The organism is Hyphobacterium sp. (assembly GCF_965229905.1).
Lineage (GTDB): Bacteria > Pseudomonadota > Alphaproteobacteria > Caulobacterales > Maricaulaceae > Hyphobacterium.
Genome location: NZ_OZ245930.1, coordinates 2636804 through 2652844 on the forward strand (window position 1 = coordinate 2636804; position 16041 = coordinate 2652844).

The 16041-nt window shown below is 60.2% G+C and carries 26 protein-coding genes and 2 tRNA genes; 25 read left to right on the plus strand and 3 right to left on the minus strand.

The genetic code is table 11. The annotated features are described in order from the left end of the window. Positions 1-138 precede the first annotated feature (138 nt). The 5 genes from ACO08C_RS13170 (at position 139) to ACO08C_RS13190 (ending at position 4022) form a co-directional block, all read left to right on the plus strand. A complete protein-coding gene (locus ACO08C_RS13170; protein WP_421786223.1) occupies positions 139-1464 on the plus strand; it encodes an amidohydrolase in 1326 nt (441 codons plus the stop codon). A gap of 2 nt (positions 1465-1466) precedes the next feature. After that, the gene (locus ACO08C_RS13175; protein ID WP_421786225.1) at positions 1467-1865 is read left to right on the plus strand and encodes a RidA family protein; all 399 of its coding nucleotides are present in this window, start codon (positions 1467-1469) and stop codon (positions 1863-1865) included. Beyond that, on the plus strand, positions 1865-2275 hold the full coding sequence (locus tag ACO08C_RS13180; protein WP_421786226.1) for an avidin/streptavidin family protein: 411 nt from the start codon (positions 1865-1867) through the stop codon (positions 2273-2275). The genes ACO08C_RS13175 and ACO08C_RS13180 overlap by 1 nt, the downstream gene beginning before the upstream one ends. 33 nt (positions 2276-2308) lie before the next feature. Next, positions 2309-3520 (plus strand): DUF819 family protein, encoded by a 1212-nt coding sequence (locus ACO08C_RS13185; RefSeq protein ID WP_421786228.1) that lies wholly within the window; start codon positions 2309-2311, stop codon positions 3518-3520. A gap of 70 nt (positions 3521-3590) precedes the next feature. Continuing rightward, complete coding sequence (locus ACO08C_RS13190) at positions 3591-4022, plus strand: hypothetical protein (protein ID WP_421786229.1); 432 nt, start codon at positions 3591-3593, stop codon at positions 4020-4022. Here ACO08C_RS13190 and ACO08C_RS13195 read toward each other — a convergent pair. Genes ACO08C_RS13195 through ACO08C_RS13205 form a run of 3 tightly spaced genes read right to left on the minus strand, consistent with a single transcriptional unit; the run spans position 4019 to position 5889 of the window. Then, positions 4019-4378, minus strand: a complete 360-nt coding sequence (locus ACO08C_RS13195; protein ID WP_421786231.1) for a GFA family protein — start codon at positions 4376-4378, stop codon at positions 4019-4021. The genes ACO08C_RS13190 and ACO08C_RS13195 overlap by 4 nt on opposite strands. Positions 4379-4380: 2 nt before the next feature. Continuing rightward, a complete protein-coding gene (locus ACO08C_RS13200) occupies positions 4381-5046 on the minus strand; it encodes a Fe2+-dependent dioxygenase (RefSeq protein WP_421788727.1) in 666 nt (221 codons plus the stop codon). A 51-nt stretch (positions 5047-5097) separates the two neighbouring features. Further along, the gene (locus ACO08C_RS13205; RefSeq protein ID WP_421786232.1) at positions 5098-5889 is read right to left on the minus strand and encodes a TrmH family RNA methyltransferase; all 792 of its coding nucleotides are present in this window, start codon (positions 5887-5889) and stop codon (positions 5098-5100) included. Between the two features lie 137 nt (positions 5890-6026). Here ACO08C_RS13205 and ACO08C_RS13210 point away from each other — a divergent pair. From ACO08C_RS13210 to rplF, 20 genes are all read left to right on the plus strand, one after another. Next, positions 6027-6112: transfer RNA gene (locus tag ACO08C_RS13210), tRNA-Tyr, on the plus strand. 400 nt (positions 6113-6512) lie between these two features. Then, positions 6513-6586 (plus strand) — tRNA-Gly (locus tag ACO08C_RS13215). A gap of 170 nt (positions 6587-6756) precedes the next feature. After that, positions 6757-7932 carry an elongation factor Tu gene (gene tuf / locus ACO08C_RS13220; RefSeq protein WP_421786234.1) on the plus strand — a complete coding sequence of 392 codons (1176 nt, stop codon included), beginning with the start codon at positions 6757-6759 and terminating at the stop codon, positions 7930-7932. 300 nt (positions 7933-8232) lie between these two features. Continuing rightward, the gene (gene rpsJ / locus ACO08C_RS13225; protein WP_109260630.1) at positions 8233-8547 is read left to right on the plus strand and encodes a 30S ribosomal protein S10; all 315 of its coding nucleotides are present in this window, start codon (positions 8233-8235) and stop codon (positions 8545-8547) included. A gap of 3 nt (positions 8548-8550) precedes the next feature. Continuing rightward, on the plus strand, positions 8551-9357 hold the full coding sequence (rplC, locus tag ACO08C_RS13230) for a 50S ribosomal protein L3 (RefSeq protein WP_421786235.1): 807 nt from the start codon (positions 8551-8553) through the stop codon (positions 9355-9357). Further along, a complete protein-coding gene (rplD, locus tag ACO08C_RS13235) occupies positions 9354-9992 on the plus strand; it encodes a 50S ribosomal protein L4 (RefSeq protein ID WP_421786236.1) in 639 nt (212 codons plus the stop codon). The genes rplC and rplD overlap by 4 nt, the downstream gene beginning before the upstream one ends. Further along, positions 9992-10297 (plus strand): 50S ribosomal protein L23, encoded by a 306-nt coding sequence (locus tag ACO08C_RS13240; protein WP_421786237.1) that lies wholly within the window; start codon positions 9992-9994, stop codon positions 10295-10297. The genes rplD and ACO08C_RS13240 overlap by 1 nt, the downstream gene beginning before the upstream one ends. Before the next feature lie 4 nt (positions 10298-10301). Then, on the plus strand, positions 10302-11141 hold the full coding sequence (rplB, locus tag ACO08C_RS13245; protein WP_421786239.1) for a 50S ribosomal protein L2: 840 nt from the start codon (positions 10302-10304) through the stop codon (positions 11139-11141). A gap of 15 nt (positions 11142-11156) precedes the next feature. Then, positions 11157-11435: a 30S ribosomal protein S19 gene (gene rpsS / locus ACO08C_RS13250; protein ID WP_421786240.1), complete on the plus strand. Its 279-nt coding sequence runs from the start codon at positions 11157-11159 to the stop codon at positions 11433-11435. A 2-nt stretch (positions 11436-11437) separates the two neighbouring features. Then, positions 11438-11839, plus strand: a complete 402-nt coding sequence (gene rplV / locus ACO08C_RS13255; protein ID WP_421786242.1) for a 50S ribosomal protein L22 — start codon at positions 11438-11440, stop codon at positions 11837-11839. Then, positions 11839-12549 carry a 30S ribosomal protein S3 gene (gene rpsC, locus ACO08C_RS13260; RefSeq protein ID WP_421786243.1) on the plus strand — a complete coding sequence of 237 codons (711 nt, stop codon included), beginning with the start codon at positions 11839-11841 and terminating at the stop codon, positions 12547-12549. Before rplV ends, rpsC begins: the two co-directional genes overlap by 1 nt. Before the next feature lie 27 nt (positions 12550-12576). Next, positions 12577-12990 carry a 50S ribosomal protein L16 gene (rplP, locus tag ACO08C_RS13265; protein ID WP_421786245.1) on the plus strand — a complete coding sequence of 138 codons (414 nt, stop codon included), beginning with the start codon at positions 12577-12579 and terminating at the stop codon, positions 12988-12990. A gap of 11 nt (positions 12991-13001) precedes the next feature. After that, positions 13002-13208, plus strand: coding sequence for a 50S ribosomal protein L29 (gene rpmC / locus ACO08C_RS13270; protein WP_420431926.1), 207 nt, complete (start codon positions 13002-13004; stop codon positions 13206-13208). A 3-nt stretch (positions 13209-13211) separates the two neighbouring features. After that, positions 13212-13454, plus strand: a complete 243-nt coding sequence (gene rpsQ, locus ACO08C_RS13275) for a 30S ribosomal protein S17 (RefSeq protein ID WP_421786247.1) — start codon at positions 13212-13214, stop codon at positions 13452-13454. A gap of 27 nt (positions 13455-13481) precedes the next feature. Next, positions 13482-13850: a 50S ribosomal protein L14 gene (gene rplN / locus ACO08C_RS13280; RefSeq protein ID WP_421786248.1), complete on the plus strand. Its 369-nt coding sequence runs from the start codon at positions 13482-13484 to the stop codon at positions 13848-13850. Positions 13851-13852: 2 nt separating this feature from the next. Next, positions 13853-14167, plus strand: a complete 315-nt coding sequence (gene rplX, locus ACO08C_RS13285) for a 50S ribosomal protein L24 (protein ID WP_421786249.1) — start codon at positions 13853-13855, stop codon at positions 14165-14167. Beyond that, positions 14160-14720 carry a 50S ribosomal protein L5 gene (gene rplE / locus ACO08C_RS13290; protein ID WP_421786251.1) on the plus strand — a complete coding sequence of 187 codons (561 nt, stop codon included), beginning with the start codon at positions 14160-14162 and terminating at the stop codon, positions 14718-14720. Before rplX ends, rplE begins: the two co-directional genes overlap by 8 nt. A gap of 49 nt (positions 14721-14769) precedes the next feature. Continuing rightward, positions 14770-15075: a 30S ribosomal protein S14 gene (gene rpsN, locus ACO08C_RS13295; RefSeq protein ID WP_421786252.1), complete on the plus strand. Its 306-nt coding sequence runs from the start codon at positions 14770-14772 to the stop codon at positions 15073-15075. 17 nt (positions 15076-15092) lie between these two features. Then, complete coding sequence (rpsH, locus tag ACO08C_RS13300) at positions 15093-15491, plus strand: 30S ribosomal protein S8 (RefSeq protein ID WP_421786253.1); 399 nt, start codon at positions 15093-15095, stop codon at positions 15489-15491. A gap of 12 nt (positions 15492-15503) precedes the next feature. Continuing rightward, complete coding sequence (gene rplF / locus ACO08C_RS13305; protein ID WP_421786254.1) at positions 15504-16037, plus strand: 50S ribosomal protein L6; 534 nt, start codon at positions 15504-15506, stop codon at positions 16035-16037. The last annotated feature ends 4 nt before the right edge of the window (positions 16038-16041 follow it).

The window sequence follows — 16041 nt, forward strand, 5'->3', positions numbered from 1 at the left end:
CCCGCTTCAGGCACGATCGGGCGCTGGATAATAGCGGCCGGACAGGGTCATCGCCCGCTTGGCCATTTTGCTACACCTCTTGACCCTGTCCGTCGTGCACCGTCCTATGCAGGCGAGACAAATCAGGGGAATACATATATGCGCGCTTTTCTCGCTTCCGTCGCGGCGATCGCTCTGTCCGCCGGCGCCGCGGCCCAGGACGATCTGCGTCGTGACATCGAGATCGATTATTCGGACCATCTCGAAGCGCTCTACCAGCATTTCCATGCCAATCCCGAGCTCTCCTTGATGGAGGTCGAGACGGCCGCACGACTGGCCGAGGAAATCCGTTCGCTGGGCTTTGAGGTCACCGAGAATGTCGGCGGCACCGGTCTCGTTGCGGTTCTGGAGAACGGCGAGGGCCCGACGCTGATGTTGCGCGCCGACATGGATGGTCTGCCAATCGAGGAAAATACCGGCCTCGACTTTGCTTCAACCGCGATGGGCACTGATCGCCGCGGGCAGGAAAGCTTCGTGATGCACGCTTGCGCGCACGATACGCACATGACGGCGCTGGTCGGCGCGGCCCGTCAGCTGGCTGCGCGGCGCGATCAATGGTCCGGCACGCTGGTTCTAATCGGCCAGCCGGCCGAAGAGCTCGGCCTGGGTGCACAGATGATGTTGGACGATGGACTTTTCGAACGCTTTCCGCTGCCCGACGCCGTTGTGTCGTTCCATACTTTCGGGGCGATCCCGGCGGGCATGATCGGTTATGTGCCGGGCTATGCAATGGCCAATGTCGATTCTGTGGATATCACGGTGCGCGGGATCGGCGCGCATGGCTCGACGCCGCATGTCGGCCGCGATCCGGTTCTGCTTTCGGCGCAGATCATTACCGCGCTCCAGACTCTCGTCAGCCGCGAGATGAATCCGCTGGAATCCGGGGTCGTGACCGTCGGTGCGATCAACGGTGGAACGAAGCACAATATCATTCCGGATGAAGTGCACCTGCAGATCACGGTACGTTCCTATTCAGACGCCAACCGGGAGCTCCTGCTTTCAGGTATAGAACGCATCGCACACGGCCAGGCGGCCTCGGCAGGAATTCCCGAAGATCTGTGGCCAACGGTGGAGGTGGAAGAGCCGTATACGCCCGCCACATATAACGATCCGGAGCTGGCGGAATATGGTGCGGGTGTCCTCCGCGAGCGGTTCGGAAACGTAGCCGTGCGGGAGCTCGATCCGGTGATGGGCGGCGAGGATTTCTCGCGCTATGGCCGGACGGAACATGACATTCCGATCTTCATGTTCTGGGTCGGCGGCACCCCGGAAGACGTGCTGGTCGATTACCAATCGCGCGGCCTATCGGCACCGGGGAATCACTCCGCCCTGTTCGCGCCAGATGCCGAAACCTCGATCACCATGGCGACTGAAGGCATGACGGCTATTGCTCTGGATTACCTGCAGGCCAGTGGCGCTCAATAGCCATGGTCGAACGAATCTATTCGGGCGCGGTTTGGGAAAACCGTGTCGGCTATCGCCGCGCCATCAAGGATGGCCCGCACATCTGGGTGTCCGGCACTGTCGCCGTCGACGAAGACGGTCAAGTATACGCGCCGGGCGACATGGAAGCGCAGACAAGGCGCTGCCTGGAGATCATTGAAAAAGCTCTGGAAAAGCTAGGCGCATCGATGCGCAACGTACGCCGTACGCGCGTGTTTGTGACCGATATGAGCCCGGAGGCCCAGGCCGCCTTCGCGCGGGCTCACTCGGAGGTATTCCGCGATTTTCCGCCGGCATCGGCGCTTTATGGGATTTCGGCACTGGCGGCACCGGAATTCCTGGTCGAGATCGAGGCGGATGCCTATCTGGGCGGGGGCAAGTGATGCGGTTATTGGCGTTTATTGTTCTGGTTTTTACGACGCCCGTGGCGGCCAGCGACCTGCCGGTGCCATCGGTTTGGGAGAATCAATCCGGGTCCGTGTTGTATCTCGATAGCATCGATTCTGACGGCCGCTTTACCGGGCGCTATGTCAATGGCGCGGCGGGCTATCGTTGCCAAGGGATTGAATACGCGGTGAGCGGCCGGGCATTCGATCCGTTGATAAGTTTTACTGTGGTCTGGGCTGCCGAAGCGGAAACCTGTCATAGCATCACCAGCTGGACGGGAAGCTTCGATGGTCAGGCGATCGATAGCGAATGGTCGCTGGTGCGCTGGTCCGATACGGGAGCTGAAACCGATTCCGGCGGTTTTGCGCGCTATGCCGGCGAAAGCCGTTTTGAGCGCCGCGACTAGCCGGCAGACAGTCCAGCAATGTAAGGAAAAACAATGGATTCTCTGATACCTGCCGACAATCATTTCGCGGTCATGGGCGGATTGTTCGTCATCGCGGGACTTGGCTTTCTAGCGGAGAAGACGCGTATTGGCGCGGTATTGACCGGCGCTGTTGTCGCGATCTTCCTGGCGATCTTTTTCTCCAATTTGCCGGTGCCTCTGGCGAGTGGAAACGGTTGGCGTTGGGGAACGTTGATACCGCAATCCGGTGCTGCCTACAGCTTTGTTTTTTCGTATTTTGTACCGCTCCTGATCCCGCTCTTCCTGATGAAGGCAGACATGCGCAAAATCCTGTTCGAAACAGGCCGCATGACGGGCGCTTTTCTGCTAGCAGCTTTCGCCACCGTGGTCGGTGCGATTGTCGCTTTTACCCTGTTCGATTTCGGCGAGCTTGAGGCCGCATTGGCGGGATTGTTCACGGCCACCTATATTGGCGGTTCCGTCAATTATGCCGCTTTGGCCGACATTACGGGTCTCGCCGCAAACGAGCCGAGCCTGGTTTCGGCGGCGACTGCTGTCGACAATCTGTTTTCGGGCGTTTTCCTGGCCTTCCTGGCGGTCATGCCAGGCCTTTATTTCATCGCCTCGCGCTTCGTCGAGAAGGATCATTCCGAAGGCACTGTCGCAGAAACGGAAAAAGGGCGGGCAACGGCGTTAACCCTCACGATCACGCTCGCTTATGCGCTGGTCCTGGTTGCGATCGCTGACTTCCTGACGGGCCAGCTAGCCCTTCTGCTCGGCATGCTGGGCATTGAGGACGCCGCGCGCGCTGCCGGCAATTGGCGCTATGGTATTCTGACGATTATCACGCTGATACCCGCGACTTTCCTGTCGAAGCAAATGTCCAAACTGCATGGTGGATATGAGCTGGGGGTCGGCTTGGCCTTTGTGTTCTTCGCCGCCATTGCTGCCGGCGCCAACATTCCCTCGCTGATCAGCGAAGCCCCGCTATTGCTGGCCCTGGTTGCGGTGGTGCTCGGCGTGCACGCCATCGTTCTGTTCAGCCTGGGATCGCTGTTACGCTTCTCGCTACCCGAGCTGATCACCGCTTCCAACGCAGCTGTGCTGGGCGCCACAACCGCACCGGCGCTGGCCGCCGCGAAGGGGTGGAAAGAGCTTATCACACCGGGGGTTCTGGTCGGCGTGCTGGGCTACGTCATTGGCACGCTGATCGCTACGGCAGTTTATCAATTCTGGCCCGGCTAAGGGGCGATTCGCCGCAGAGGCGAGTTTCGGCTAATCTGACGGCTGCGAGGGGAAATTGGGGAGGTTTCCTATGCTCAAGAATATTGCCGTCATCTTGCTGATGATTATTGCCACTGTCGCGGCCGACGCCCAGCAGCGTACTGCTGTTCGGACCGCCGTCCAGGTGCAAAACGACACGCGCTTCACATCTGAATTCCAGCAGGCCATGGAATCTGGAAACTATGGCCACGCTGCGACGCTCGTCAGATCGGGCAATGCAACGCGTGGCAGCGGGCTTGCGACCGGTCGCCGGACGTATGAACCGGTCAGGGCTTCAGCGGCGACATCATCTGCCACCAGCCTCACCGCCAATACGCCACCGCCAGACACAGCCGACTATACCTGCAATGGCGGGAATTGCGCCTGCGCCGGTGCGTCGGATTGCGTGGCCATGGCGCCAATTTGCGAGGAAGGCACGATCGGCTGCAATGATTACGGTTGCACGTGCAAGGAGGCCGATTAGGGCTTCGGGCGAGCGAATGGCAATGCGTCATCGGTGAAGACGTCGCGCGTAGGCGTGAAGGCGTCGGGTACATCGAACGCACCAATCAGGATGTGGGTTTCGCCGGGCCACTTCGCGCCCTGGTAGGTGAGGGGGGACCCGCAGTCGCGACAGTATCCGTGCTCAACGCCTGCTGAACTTGCAAAATTGGATCGCTCGCCCGTCCAGACGATCTGCTCATTGCGAAACCCGATCCAAGTGGAATAAGCAGCACCGGTCGCGCGGCGGCAATCACGGCCATGACAATTGTCTACAAATCGCAGCTCGCCGGATGTTTCGAAACGAACCGCCCCGCATTGGCAGCCGCCGCGTGCCATGTTTATTCACCGTCCCACAGGCGGCGCAAATTGTTGCGCAAGTATTCGAGCCGGGTGCGATTCTCCCAGCTGACATTGAAGCCCTCTTCGGCAATCACTTCGCCCAGCTCGTAGAGAATGTCGCGCTTCACGTGGTCCTTGATCAGGCTCTCGATGAAAGCGATGGCCACAATCCGTTCGCCTTTGGTAACGGGCTTCACCTCGTGATAGGTGGTCGACGGATAAAGCACAGCGGAACCCGGCTTGCCTTTGACCGTCACTTCACCATCGCCGAGGTGTGCAACCAGTTCACCCCCCTCATACGTGTCCGGATCGGCGAGGAATATCGTGCACGAAACATCGGACCGCACGGGATGCGGCTGGACGGGTATAATGGCGGCATCCGAATGCACACCGTAATTCATGCCTGGCTTGTAGCGGGAAATCATCAGTGGCGTCATGCGTGCCGGAATCACCGCATCATTGAAGACACGATGTTGGGAAAGGGCTTGCATGAGGATGCGACTGGTTTCCTGAAACCGCGGATCGGCAAAATCAATTTGAAGGTTGTTTTTCGCTTTATTGTGTGGATTGGATGCGCGACCGTCGGCGAAGCGGGCTTCGTCCGCTATTTTCAAAATTTGCGCGACTTGTCCGCGGCTCAATAGGTCTTCGATGATGCGAAACATGGCAGGGCCCCCCAGTCTTTTAACCGAGGCGACCACAGCTGCGCGGTTGCGTCAAACCTTGCGATCGGACCGTGCAGCGAATGCGGCGTAGAGCACAATCGCGGCGGCAGTCGAGATATTGAGGCTTTCGATCGCGCCGGTCGTCGGGATCGATACCAGAAGATCGCAGTTGTCTGCGACGCGCGGGCGCAATCCCTTGTCTTCGGCGCCCATAACGATGACCAGGCCCGGGCCACCATGTTCGCGGATCGCGTCGGGCAGGGGCCTCGGGCCATCGCCTGACAACCCGATTACAAAACGGCCTGCCTTGCGCAATTCGATCAATGCGTCGGCGATATTCGTCACACGCACATGGCGGACCGTTTCGGTCGCGCCCACCGACGCCTTGGCGGTTGCACCAAACAGAGGCGGCGCCTTGCGGTCTTGTAAAATGATCGCCCGGGCACCAAATGCCGCGGCTGAACGGAAAACAGCGCCAACATTATGTGGGTCGGTGACCGAATCGAGAACGATCAGTACGCCATGTGTCGCATCCGCGACCGCTTTCAACGGCTCGGCGGCGGGTGCCGTTGTTCGGAGCGCGAAACCTTGATGGACGGCGCCATCCGGGAGAACCGCGGATATGGACGCCGGCTTCGCGTCTTCGAACGGCGTACCGGCGGGTATTTCGCGTTGGGCATTTAGCGTCAGCAAAAGCCGGCGGGATTCGCGGCGTGGATTTGCCAAAGCTGCCAGTACAGCGTGCCGTCCCCAGATCCAGCCTTCATTGGCTTCCGCAGGATTGCGTGAAGACGTTGATTTGGCTGTCCTATTTGACCGGTTGCGTGTATTGGGCTTCGTCACTATATTCCGCGCTCCCTTGACCGAGGGCTCCCTTGTCGTCGCGTGGTTACTGCAATCCGTTGCGGATTGACACAGACGGCATATTGCGTCGGCGTTTTATCTGCGGATAAGACGCGTGTCGTGCCTCGAATGCGCCTGGAGGGGTGGTCGAGTGGTTAAAGGCACCAGACTGTAAATCTGGCGACGAGAGTCTACGCTGGTTCGAATCCAGCCCCCTCCACCATTCGCACGCGGTTCGCTGCAGGCAGCCAATTTGATCCCGGGGATCAAATTTGGTTGGTCAATGTAATTCGTTCCTGAGGTTCGGACCCCGGATACCCATTCCCCGCTCTTAGCCGGACTAGCCAGCCTTCGCTGCGGGCCGGTGATCGCAATTGCCCGCCCATGCGGGTTCGGATTGCTTCCCCGGAGCGTCAGCGGAGGCGGACCTCGCGTCACAAACGTCCCTGTCTGTTACATAGTATTGAAGCCCAACCAGCTTTCGCTCGTCGTTCCGACCAGAAATCCGGTCTTGTTTTGCTGCCGCATTGCGGACAAACAACAGAGCGGGCGGAGACGCTGCATTGAGAGGTGTTAGGCCTCTCGACCTTTGTTGCAAGCCCCGCTAGATAAGCCGGCGCGGCGCGGGTATAGCTCAATGGTAGAGCAGCAGCCTTCCAAGCTGAATATGCGGGTTCGATTCCCGCTACCCGCTCCATCTCCAGCCCATGCGACAACGATGACCGAAGCGGCCAGCGGCGCTACTTGCAGTTCGCATCCGGCTGCCCCCTTGCCTTTGTTCACAGGTGAGTCTATCCCCCGCGCTCATCAATAAACGCGCTGAATTCGGGTGCGTTATTTCCGGTCATACCAAGAGGAAGTAAGAACATGGCCAAGGAGAAGTTTGAGCGGACGAAGCCGCACGCGAACATTGGCACGATTGGTCACGTTGACCACGGCAAGACGACGCTGACGGCTGCGATCACGAAGCAGTTCGGTGAGTTCAAGGCGTATGATCAGATTGATGCGGCGCCTGAGGAGAAGGCTCGCGGGATCACGATCTCGACGGCGCACGTGGAATACGAGACGGATGCGCGTCACTATGCGCACGTCGACTGCCCGGGTCACGCTGACTATGTGAAGAACATGATCACGGGTGCGGCCCAGATGGACGGGGCGATTTTGGTGGTGAACGCGGCGGACGGCCCGATGCCGCAGACGCGCGAGCACATTCTTCTGGCCCGTCAGGTTGGCGTTCCGGCTCTGGTGGTGTTCCTCAACAAGGTCGACCAGGTTGACGATGAGGAGCTTCTGGAGCTGGTGGAGATGGAGGTGCGCGAGCTTCTGTCGTCCTATGACTTCCCGGGTGACGACATTCCGATCATCGCCGGTTCGGCTCTGGCGGCGCTGGAAGGCCGGGATCCGGAGATTGGCGAGCAGAAGATCGCCGAGCTGATGGCGGCTGTGGACGAGTACATCCCGACGCCGGAGCGTCCGGTGGACCAGGACTTCCTGATGCCGATCGAGGACGTGTTCTCGATTTCGGGCCGGGGGACGGTTGTGACCGGCCGGATCGAGCGCGGTGTTGTGAAGGTCGGCGAAGAGATCGAGATCGTGGGTATCCGCGACACGGTGAAGACGACGTGCACGGGCGTTGAGATGTTCCGCAAGCTCCTGGATCAGGGCCAGGCGGGCGACAATGTCGGTGTTCTGTTGCGCGGTATCGACCGTGAGGGTGTTGAGCGCGGTCAGGTTCTGGCCAAGCCGGGTTCGATCACGCCGCACGCGAAGTTCGAGGCGGAAGCCTACATCCTGACGAAGGAAGAGGGCGGGCGTCACACGCCGTTCTTCACGAACTACCGCCCGCAATTCTACTTCCGGACGACGGATGTGACCGGTGTGGTGACCCTGAAAGAGGGCACCGAGATGGTGATGCCGGGCGACAATGCGGAGCTCAATGTCGAGCTGATCACGCCGATCGCCATGGACCAGGGCCTGCGGTTTGCTATCCGTGAGGGTGGCCGAACCGTCGGCGCCGGCGTCGTCTCCAAAATCATCGAATAGGAAGATCCCTGTTCTGACGATTGAAGGGGCGCTCTCGGGCGCCCCTTTTTCGTACGGGCCTCCGTTTGCCGGAACGGGTTGCAGAAACTGTCATGAAAAGCGGAATTTCTGTTCCGAATTACGCTTACAGGTGTTGACGGAAGCGACTCATACCGGTAGACGACGCCCCTCGTGAATGAACTGGCGGTGCCGACTGGCAGACGCAGTTCCATGAAGCGAACAAAATGGTTTCAAGCGCGCCGATCGGTGGCCGGGAGTGTCCACCTGTCTGTGCGCCTTTAATTGTGTGGACGAACTACGATGGCACAGCAGAATATTCGCATTCGCCTCAAAGCGTTCGATCACCGCGTGCTGGATACGTCCGCGCGCGAGATCGTCTCGACGGCGAAGCGCACCGGCGCCAATGTGCGCGGTCCCATCCCGCTGCCGACCCGGATGGAGCGTTTTACCGTTCTTCGTGGTCCGCACATTGACAAGAAGTCGCGCGAACAGTTCGAAATCCGGACTCACAAGCGCCTTCTCGACATCGTCGATCCCACACCGCAAACGGTTGACGCGCTGATGAAGCTCGACCTGTCGGCTGGTGTGGACGTCGAGATCAAGCTGGGAGCCTAAGTCATGCGCACGGGCCTGATTGCCAAAAAGGTCGGGATGACCCGCGTGTTTGCCGAAGACGGCGCGCACATCCCGGTGACCGTTCTCCAACTCGACAATTGCCAGGTCGTGTCGCAACGCACGGCTGATCGTGACGGCTATGTCGCGCTCCAGCTGGGTGCCGGCAAGGCGAAGGCCAAGCGCACCTCGAAGGCGATGCGCGGCCACTTCGCCAAAGCGCAAGTCGAGCCGAAAAAGCGCGTCGTCGAGTTCCGCGTATCGGAAGACAATCTGATTGAGCCGGGCTCCGAGCTGACGGCCGAGCACTTCGTGCCGGGTCAGAAAGTCGATGTGGCGGGAAAGAGCATCGGTAAGGGTTTTGCCGGCGCCATGAAACGCTGGAATTTCGGCGGTCTGCGGGCTTCGCACGGCGTTTCGATCTCGCACCGCTCGCACGGTTCGACCGGTCAGTGTCAGGACCCGGGCAAGGTATTCAAGGGCAAGAAGATGGCCGGCCATTATGGTGATGCGCGGATCACGCTGCAGAACCTGGAAGTAGTGCGCGTCGATGCCGAAGACGGTTACATCCTGGTCCGGGGTTCCGTTCCGGGTGCGTCGGGCTCTTGGGTGGAGATCCGCGACGCGGTGAAGGGCGCCGGCGATGCCGAGCTGCCGATGCCGGGCGCGATCCGCAAGGTTGAAGACAGTGAGCCGGACAATGTGCCGCCGGCGTCTCCGGAAGCCGACATGGCCGCTGAAGGCGGTTTGCCGAATGGCGATGCTCCGGAAGCCGAAGGTGCAGCCAAGGCTGATGAGGAGTCCAAATCATGAAGGTCGAGGTAAAGACCCTCGCCGCGAAGGATGCGGGCGCGCTGGACCTTGACGATGCCGTCTTTGGTATTGGCGAGGTTCGTGCCGACCTCCTGCAGCGTGTGGTGAAGTGGCAGCTGGCGCGTCGCCAGGCTGGTACCCACAAAGCGCTGGAGCGCAATGAAGTGTCCCGCACCGGCAAGAAGTACGGCCGGCAGAAGGGATCGGGCGGTGCCCGTCACGGCAATCGCCGCGCACCGATCTTCGTCGGTGGTGGCAAGGCCCACGGACCGCGGGTCCGGAGCCATGCGCACGATCTGCCGAAGAAGGTGCGGTCGCTGGCCCTGAAACATGCGCTGTCGTCGAAGGCCGGTTCGGAATCCCTCATCGTCGTTGACGAGGCCGTGCTAAAGGATGCCAAGACGAAGTCTGCCAAGGACGCGCTGGCCAAGCTGAAGCTGAGCAATGCGCTGATCATTGACGGCGAGTCGGTCAACGAGAATTTCGCTAAGGCTGCCCAGAACCTGCCGCACATTGATGTGCTGCCGGCTCAGGGCCTGAACGTTTATGACGTGCTGCGTCACGATCAGCTGGTGCTGACCAAGGCTGCCGTCGAGAAGATCCACGAGCGCTTCGCTGCGAAGGAGACGGCATAATGGCCAAGGTCAAAGCTGAATCCCGCCACTATGACGCGATCCTGGGTCCGGTCATCACCGAGAAGGCCACGCTGCTGTCGGAAGACGGCAAGGTGGTGTTCCGCGTGCCGTTGACCGCGACCAAGACGGAAATCGCCGAAGCAGTCGAAACGCTGTTCAAGGTGAAGGTGACGGCGGTGAACACGCTGCGCCTGAAAGGCAAAACCAAGCGCTTCCGCGGTCAGATCGGCCAGCGCTCGGACATGAAAAAAGCGATCGTGACGCTCGCCGAGGGCGATGCGATCGACGTGACCACGGGGCTGTAGAACCATGGCGCTCAAGACATATAATCCCACCTCTCCAGGCCGCCGCGGCCTGGTGCTGGTCGATCGCGAAGGCCTTCACAAGGGCCGTCCGGAGAAGAGCCTTGTCGAAGGCAAGACCAAGAAGGGTGGCCGCAACAATACGGGCCGTATCACCGCGCGCCGCCAAGGCGGTGGTGCCAAAACGCTGTACCGGAAAGTCGACTTCAAGCGTGCGAAGAAGGATATCGAAGCGACGGTCGTTCGCCTCGAATACGATCCGAACCGGACCGCTTTCATCGCGCTGATCGAGTATGCGGACGGCGAGAAGGCCTACATTCTGGCTCCGCAACGTCTGTCCGAGGGCGACAAGGTCGTGTCCGGTTCTGCTGGCGTTGACGTCAAGCCCGGCAATTGCATGCCGTTGAAGACCATGCCGGTCGGCACCATCGTCCACAATGTGGAAATGAAGCCGGGCAAGGGTGGTCAGATCGCGCGCTCGGCGGGTGGCTACGCACAGCTGGTTGGCCGCGACGGTGGTTATGCCCAGGTTCGTCTGAATTCGGGCGAGCTGCGCGCCATCCCTGAGATGTGCGTGGCTACGGTCGGCGCGGTATCGAACCCCGACCACATGAATCAGAATCTCGGTAAGGCCGGCCGCAAGCGCTACATGGGTAAGCGTCCGGCGGTTCGTGGTGTGGCCATGAACCCGATCGATCACCCGCATGGCGGCGGTGAAGGCCGTACGTCCGGCGGTCGTCACCCGGTGACGCCTTGGGGTCAGCCCACGAAGGGCCGCAAGACCCGCAAGAACAAGGCCACCGACAAGTTCATCATCCGCTCGCGCCATCAGCGCAAGTCACGCTAAGGGAGCGCGTTAGCTATGCCGCGTTCAGTTTGGAAAGGTCCGTTTGTCGACGGATACCTCCTCAAGAAGGCCGAAGCGTCCCACGCTGAAGGCCGCAAGAAGCCGATCAAGACCTGGTCGCGCCGCTCGACGATTATGCCGCAATTCGTGGGTCTGACCTTCCAGGTCCATAACGGCAACAAGTTCGTTCCGGTACTGGTGACCGAAGACATGGTCGGCCACAAGCTCGGTGAATTTGCGCCGTCGCGGACCTATTACGGTCACGCCGCGGACAAGAAGGCGAAGAGGGGCTAATCATGACCCAGACCCGCCAAAGAGACGAAGCCGGTAAGAATCTGCCGCGCGTGGCCGAAAACGAGGCCCGTGCCAAGCAGACGATGATCCGCATCAGCCCGCAAAAGCTGAACCTGGTTGCCCAGTCCATTCGCGGCAAGAAGGTCGAATCGGCCCGCGCCACGCTTGAATTCTCGCGCAAGCGTATCTCGAAAGATGTTTTGAAGGTTCTCGACAGCGCTATTGCCAATGCCGAGAACAATCACGGTTTGGATATCGACAGCCTGGTCGTGTCGGAAGCCTTTGTCGGCAAGAATTTGGTGATGAAGCGGTTTCGTGCGCGTGCCCGCGGCCGCGCGGCGAAAGTGCTGAAACCTTTCTCCGAGCTGACCATTGTCGTTCGTGAAGTTGAGGAGGCCGCCTGATGGGTCAGAAGGTCAATCCGATCGGGCTGCGGCTCGGCGTCAATCGCACTTGGGAATCGCGCTGGTACGCGAACACCGGCGAGTATGCCGACCTCCTGCACGAGGATCTGAAAATTCGTGAGATGCTCCGCAAGCGTCTCAAGAATGCCAGCGTGTCGCGCATAGTGATCGAGCGTCCGCACAAGAAGTGCACGGTGACGGTTTATACCGCGCGTCCAGGTGTGGTGATCGGCAAGAAGGGCGCAGATATCGAGATTCTGCGCCGCGAGCTTCAGAAGATCGTCAAGGGCGAGGTTTTCCTAAACCTTGTCGAGGTTCGTAAGCCGGAAATCGACGCCAACCTGGTCGCTGAGTCGATCGCGCAACAGCTCGAGCGCCGCGTGGCGTTCCGCCGCGCCATGAAGCGTTCGCTGCAGACCGCGATGCGTATGGGCGCCAAGGGCTGCAAGGTGATCTGCGGCGGCCGTCTGGGCGGTGCCGAAATCGCGCGCGTCGAGCAGTATCAGGAAGGTTCGGTGCCGCTGCACACGCTGCGCGCCGACATTGATTACGGAACCGCGGAAGCTGCAACGGCGATGGGCATCATCGGTATCAAGGTTTGGATCTACAAAGGTGAGATCCTCGAACACGATCCGATGGCGCAGGAACGCCGCCTGCAAGAATCCGGTGAGCAACGCGCCCGTCAGGGTAGCGGCAACCGCGCGGCATAACGGTCAGGGACGACGGAGCGAAAAACAATGCTTCAACCGAAACGCACCAAGTTCCGGAAGGCGCACAAGGGCCGCATTAAAGGCGCGGCCAAGGGCGGCTTTTCGCTAAATTTCGGTTCCTATGGCCTCAAGGCCATGGAACCCGAGCGCGTCACCGCACGCCAGATCGAAGCCACCCGCCGCGCGATCACGCGCCACATGAAGCGGGCCGGCCGGGTCTGGATCCGGATTTTCCCGGATGTGCCGGTGTCGAAGAAACCGACCGAAGTCCGGATGGGTAAAGGTAAGGGTTCGCCCGAGTTTTGGGCCGCCAAGGTCAAGCCCGGCCGGATCATGTTCGAGATTGACGGTGTGCCCGAGAGCGTCGCGCGTGAAGCGCTGTCTCTTGGCGCGGCCAAACTGCCGGTCAAGACGAAGATCGTCGCCCGGATCGGTGAATAGGAGTGAGTGTCATGGACGCTGTTGATGTGCGCGCAATGAGCGACGATCAGCTGAAGGACGAGCTCCTGAAGCTGAAAAAAGAACAATTCAACCTGCGCTTCCAGCAGGCCTCGGGCCAGTTGCAGAACACGGCCCGTGTCCGGACGGTGCGCCGCACGATTGCGCGCATCCAGACGGTTCAGGCCGAGCGGGTCGAGCAGGCCGGACAAGGGAGCTAGACGATGCCGAAACGCGTATTGCAAGGCGTCGTGGTGAGCGACAAGGGCGACAAGACCGTGGTGGTCAAGGTTGAGCGGACATTTCTTCATCCGCTGCTCCGCAAGACGGTTCGCCGCTCCAAGCGCTATCACGCGCACGATGAGGGCAATGCTCTCAAAGTGGGTGACCAGACCTTCATTCAGGAATGTGCACCCAAGTCGAAGACCAAACGGTGGGAGGTTGTGACCGCAGACGCGCAAGCGTAGCGGCCGGCCTTTTGAAGGAGGATCGATATGATCCAGATGCAATCCAATCTGGACGTCGCCGATAATTCCGGTGCCCGCCGTGTGCAGTGCATCAAGGTTCTCGGCGGTGCCAAGCGGCGTTACGCGCATGTGGGCGACATCATCGTGGTGTCGGTCAAGGAAGCGATTCCGCGCGGCCGCGTGAAAAAAGGTGAAGTGCGCCGGGCTGTCGTGGTCCGCGTGGCCAAGGACATCAAGCGCAAGGACGGATCGGTGATCCGCTTCGACACCAATGCGGCTGTCCTTGTGAACAACAATCAAGAGCCGATCGGCACCCGTATCTTCGGGCCGGTTCCGCGCGAACTTCGCGCCAAGAACCACATGAAGATCGTGTCACTGGCTCCGGAGGTTCTGTAGTCATGGCTGCCAAGATCAAAAAGGGTGACAAGGTCGTCGTCCTGTCGGGCCGCGACAAGGGCAAGACCGGCGAAGTCGTCAAGTCGATCCCGGCGGAAAACCGCGTCATCGTCCAGGGCGTGAATGTCGTGAAGCGGCATCAACGTCCGACGCAGACGTCGGCCGGCGGTATCGAGACCAAAGAAGCGCCGATCCATGTCTCCAACGTGGCGCTCGCCGATCCGAAATCGGGCGAGCCGACGCGCGTCGGCTTCAAGATGGAAGGCGACCGCAAGGTCCGCGTAGCCAAGAAATCCGGTGAGGTCATCGATGGCTGATGTGAAAGAATACGAACCGCGCCTGCGGTCCAAGTATCGCGACCAGATTCGTGATCGCCTGAAGGAGAAGTTCGGTTACTCGAACCCGATGGAGATCCCGAAGATCGAGAAGGTCGTGATCAATATGGGTGTCGGCGAGGCCGCTCAAGACTCGAAGAAGATCAACGGGGCCTATGAGGACCTGATGCGGATCGCGGGTCAGAAGCCGGTGAAGACGAAGTCGCGCAACTCGATCGCCGGCTTCAAGCTGCGCGACGGTCAGAATGTCGGTGTGAAAGTCACGCTGCGTCAGGACCGCATGTACGAATTCCTGGACCGCCTGGTGACGATTGCGCTGCCGCGCGTTCGCGACTTCCGTGGTCTGAACGGCAAGAGCTTCGACGGCCGTGGCAATTACGCCATGGGCCTGAAAGAGCACATCGTGTTTCCCGAGATCGACTATGACAAGGTCGAGAAGATCCGGGGAATGGACATTGTGGTCTGCACGACCGCGAAAACCAATGAAGAAGCGAAAGCCCTGCTGGCAGAGTTCGATTTCCCGTTTTCGAACTGACGCAGCAGGAGGGCGGAACCGAGGTGGTTCCGCACGCAGGAGGAAGTAAATGGCGAAGACAAGTGCTGTCGAGCGCAATCGCAAGCGCCAGAAATTGGCGGAACGGTATGCGGCCAAGCGGGCAGAGCTGAAAGCGATTGCCCGCGATAAGTCAAAGCCGGTTGAGGAGCGTTTTGCGGCTCAGCTGAAGCTGGCTGAACTGCCGCGCAATTCCGCGCCGAACCGCATTCGCAATCGTTGCGAAGTGACCGGCCGTCCGCGGGGGTTCTACCGCAAGCTGAAAATGTCGCGGATTGCGCTGCGCGAGCTGGCCTCGAACGGGTACATTCCCGGCATGGTCAAGTCGAGCTGGTGATCGGGAGAGATTGAAGAATGTCTATGAATGATCCTCTCGGTGATATGCTGACCCGGATCCGGAACGCGCTGATGCGTAACCGGACCTCCGTCAACACGCCGGCATCACATCTCCGCAAGCGCGTCCTGGACGTTCTCCAGGAGGAAGGCTTTATCCGGGGATATTCCGAAGTCGAGCATGCCGATGGCAAGCGCGAATTCGAAATCGAGCTCAAGTACTATGAAGGCGAGCCGGTCATCGCCGAGATCCGCCGGGTCTCGACGCCGGGCCGCCGGGTTTATTCGAAGGTCAAGGACCTGCCGCTGATCTCGAACGGTCTTGGCATCGCGATCGTCTCCACCCCGATGGGTGTGATGTCCGATGCTGCAGCCCGCGAGCAGAATGTCGGCGGCGAGATCCTCTGTCAGGTCAGCTAGGGAGCACGATCCATGTCACGTATCGGAAAACTCCCTGTGGCGGTTGCCTCTGGCGTTGATGTTCGCATCGATGGCCGTTCGCTGACGCTGAAGGGTTCGAAAGGCGAGCTGAGCCTGACCGTTGTCGAGGATGTCACCCTGTCGAAGGGCGATGACGGCATTGAGGTCAAACCGTCGAATGATAGCAAGCGCGCCCGCGCCATGTGGGGCATGACGCGCGCGCTGATTGCCAATATGATGACCGGTGTGTCGGAAGGGTTCAGCAAAACGCTGGAGCTGGAAGGCGTCGGCTACCGCGCGCAGATGCAGGGTTCCAACCTCAAGCTCTCGCTCGGTTTGAGCCATGATGTGGTTTACGAACCGCCGCAGGGCATCCAGATCCAGGCTCCCAAGCCGACGGAAATCGTCGTCACGGGCGCTGACAAGCAGCAAGTTGGCCAAGTTGCCGCGGAAATCCGCCGGTACCGTCAGCCGGAACCCTACAAGGGCAAAGGCATCCGGTATCAGGGCGAATACATCCGCCGCAAGGAAGGCAAGAAGAAGTAGGCGC

Coding starts and splice junctions, on each gene's coding strand:
- ACO08C_RS13170 (WP_421786223.1), top strand. CDS start 139: ATGCGCGCTTTTCTCGCTTCCGTCGCGGCGATCGCTCTGTCCGCCGGC.
- ACO08C_RS13175 (WP_421786225.1), top strand. CDS start 1,467: ATGGTCGAACGAATCTATTCGGGCGCGGTTTGGGAAAACCGTGTCGGC.
- ACO08C_RS13180 (WP_421786226.1), top strand. CDS start 1,865: ATGCGGTTATTGGCGTTTATTGTTCTGGTTTTTACGACGCCCGTGGCG.
- ACO08C_RS13185 (WP_421786228.1), top strand. CDS start 2,309: ATGGATTCTCTGATACCTGCCGACAATCATTTCGCGGTCATGGGCGGA.
- ACO08C_RS13190 (WP_421786229.1), top strand. CDS start 3,591: ATGCTCAAGAATATTGCCGTCATCTTGCTGATGATTATTGCCACTGTC.
- ACO08C_RS13195 (WP_421786231.1), bottom strand. CDS start 4,378: ATGGCACGCGGCGGCTGCCAATGCGGGGCGGTTCGTTTCGAAACATCC.
- ACO08C_RS13200 (WP_421788727.1), bottom strand. CDS start 5,046: ATGTTTCGCATCATCGAAGACCTATTGAGCCGCGGACAAGTCGCGCAA.
- tuf (WP_421786234.1), top strand. CDS start 6,757: ATGGCCAAGGAGAAGTTTGAGCGGACGAAGCCGCACGCGAACATTGGC.
- rpsJ (WP_109260630.1), top strand. CDS start 8,233: ATGGCACAGCAGAATATTCGCATTCGCCTCAAAGCGTTCGATCACCGC.
- rplC (WP_421786235.1), top strand. CDS start 8,551: ATGCGCACGGGCCTGATTGCCAAAAAGGTCGGGATGACCCGCGTGTTT.
- rplD (WP_421786236.1), top strand. CDS start 9,354: ATGAAGGTCGAGGTAAAGACCCTCGCCGCGAAGGATGCGGGCGCGCTG.
- ACO08C_RS13240 (WP_421786237.1), top strand. CDS start 9,992: ATGGCCAAGGTCAAAGCTGAATCCCGCCACTATGACGCGATCCTGGGT.
- rplB (WP_421786239.1), top strand. CDS start 10,302: ATGGCGCTCAAGACATATAATCCCACCTCTCCAGGCCGCCGCGGCCTG.
- rpsS (WP_421786240.1), top strand. CDS start 11,157: ATGCCGCGTTCAGTTTGGAAAGGTCCGTTTGTCGACGGATACCTCCTC.
- rplV (WP_421786242.1), top strand. CDS start 11,438: ATGACCCAGACCCGCCAAAGAGACGAAGCCGGTAAGAATCTGCCGCGC.
- rpsC (WP_421786243.1), top strand. CDS start 11,839: ATGGGTCAGAAGGTCAATCCGATCGGGCTGCGGCTCGGCGTCAATCGC.
- rplP (WP_421786245.1), top strand. CDS start 12,577: ATGCTTCAACCGAAACGCACCAAGTTCCGGAAGGCGCACAAGGGCCGC.
- rpmC (WP_420431926.1), top strand. CDS start 13,002: ATGGACGCTGTTGATGTGCGCGCAATGAGCGACGATCAGCTGAAGGAC.
- rpsQ (WP_421786247.1), top strand. CDS start 13,212: ATGCCGAAACGCGTATTGCAAGGCGTCGTGGTGAGCGACAAGGGCGAC.
- rplN (WP_421786248.1), top strand. CDS start 13,482: ATGATCCAGATGCAATCCAATCTGGACGTCGCCGATAATTCCGGTGCC.
- rplX (WP_421786249.1), top strand. CDS start 13,853: ATGGCTGCCAAGATCAAAAAGGGTGACAAGGTCGTCGTCCTGTCGGGC.
- rplE (WP_421786251.1), top strand. CDS start 14,160: ATGGCTGATGTGAAAGAATACGAACCGCGCCTGCGGTCCAAGTATCGC.
- rpsN (WP_421786252.1), top strand. CDS start 14,770: ATGGCGAAGACAAGTGCTGTCGAGCGCAATCGCAAGCGCCAGAAATTG.
- rpsH (WP_421786253.1), top strand. CDS start 15,093: ATGTCTATGAATGATCCTCTCGGTGATATGCTGACCCGGATCCGGAAC.
- rplF (WP_421786254.1), top strand. CDS start 15,504: ATGTCACGTATCGGAAAACTCCCTGTGGCGGTTGCCTCTGGCGTTGAT.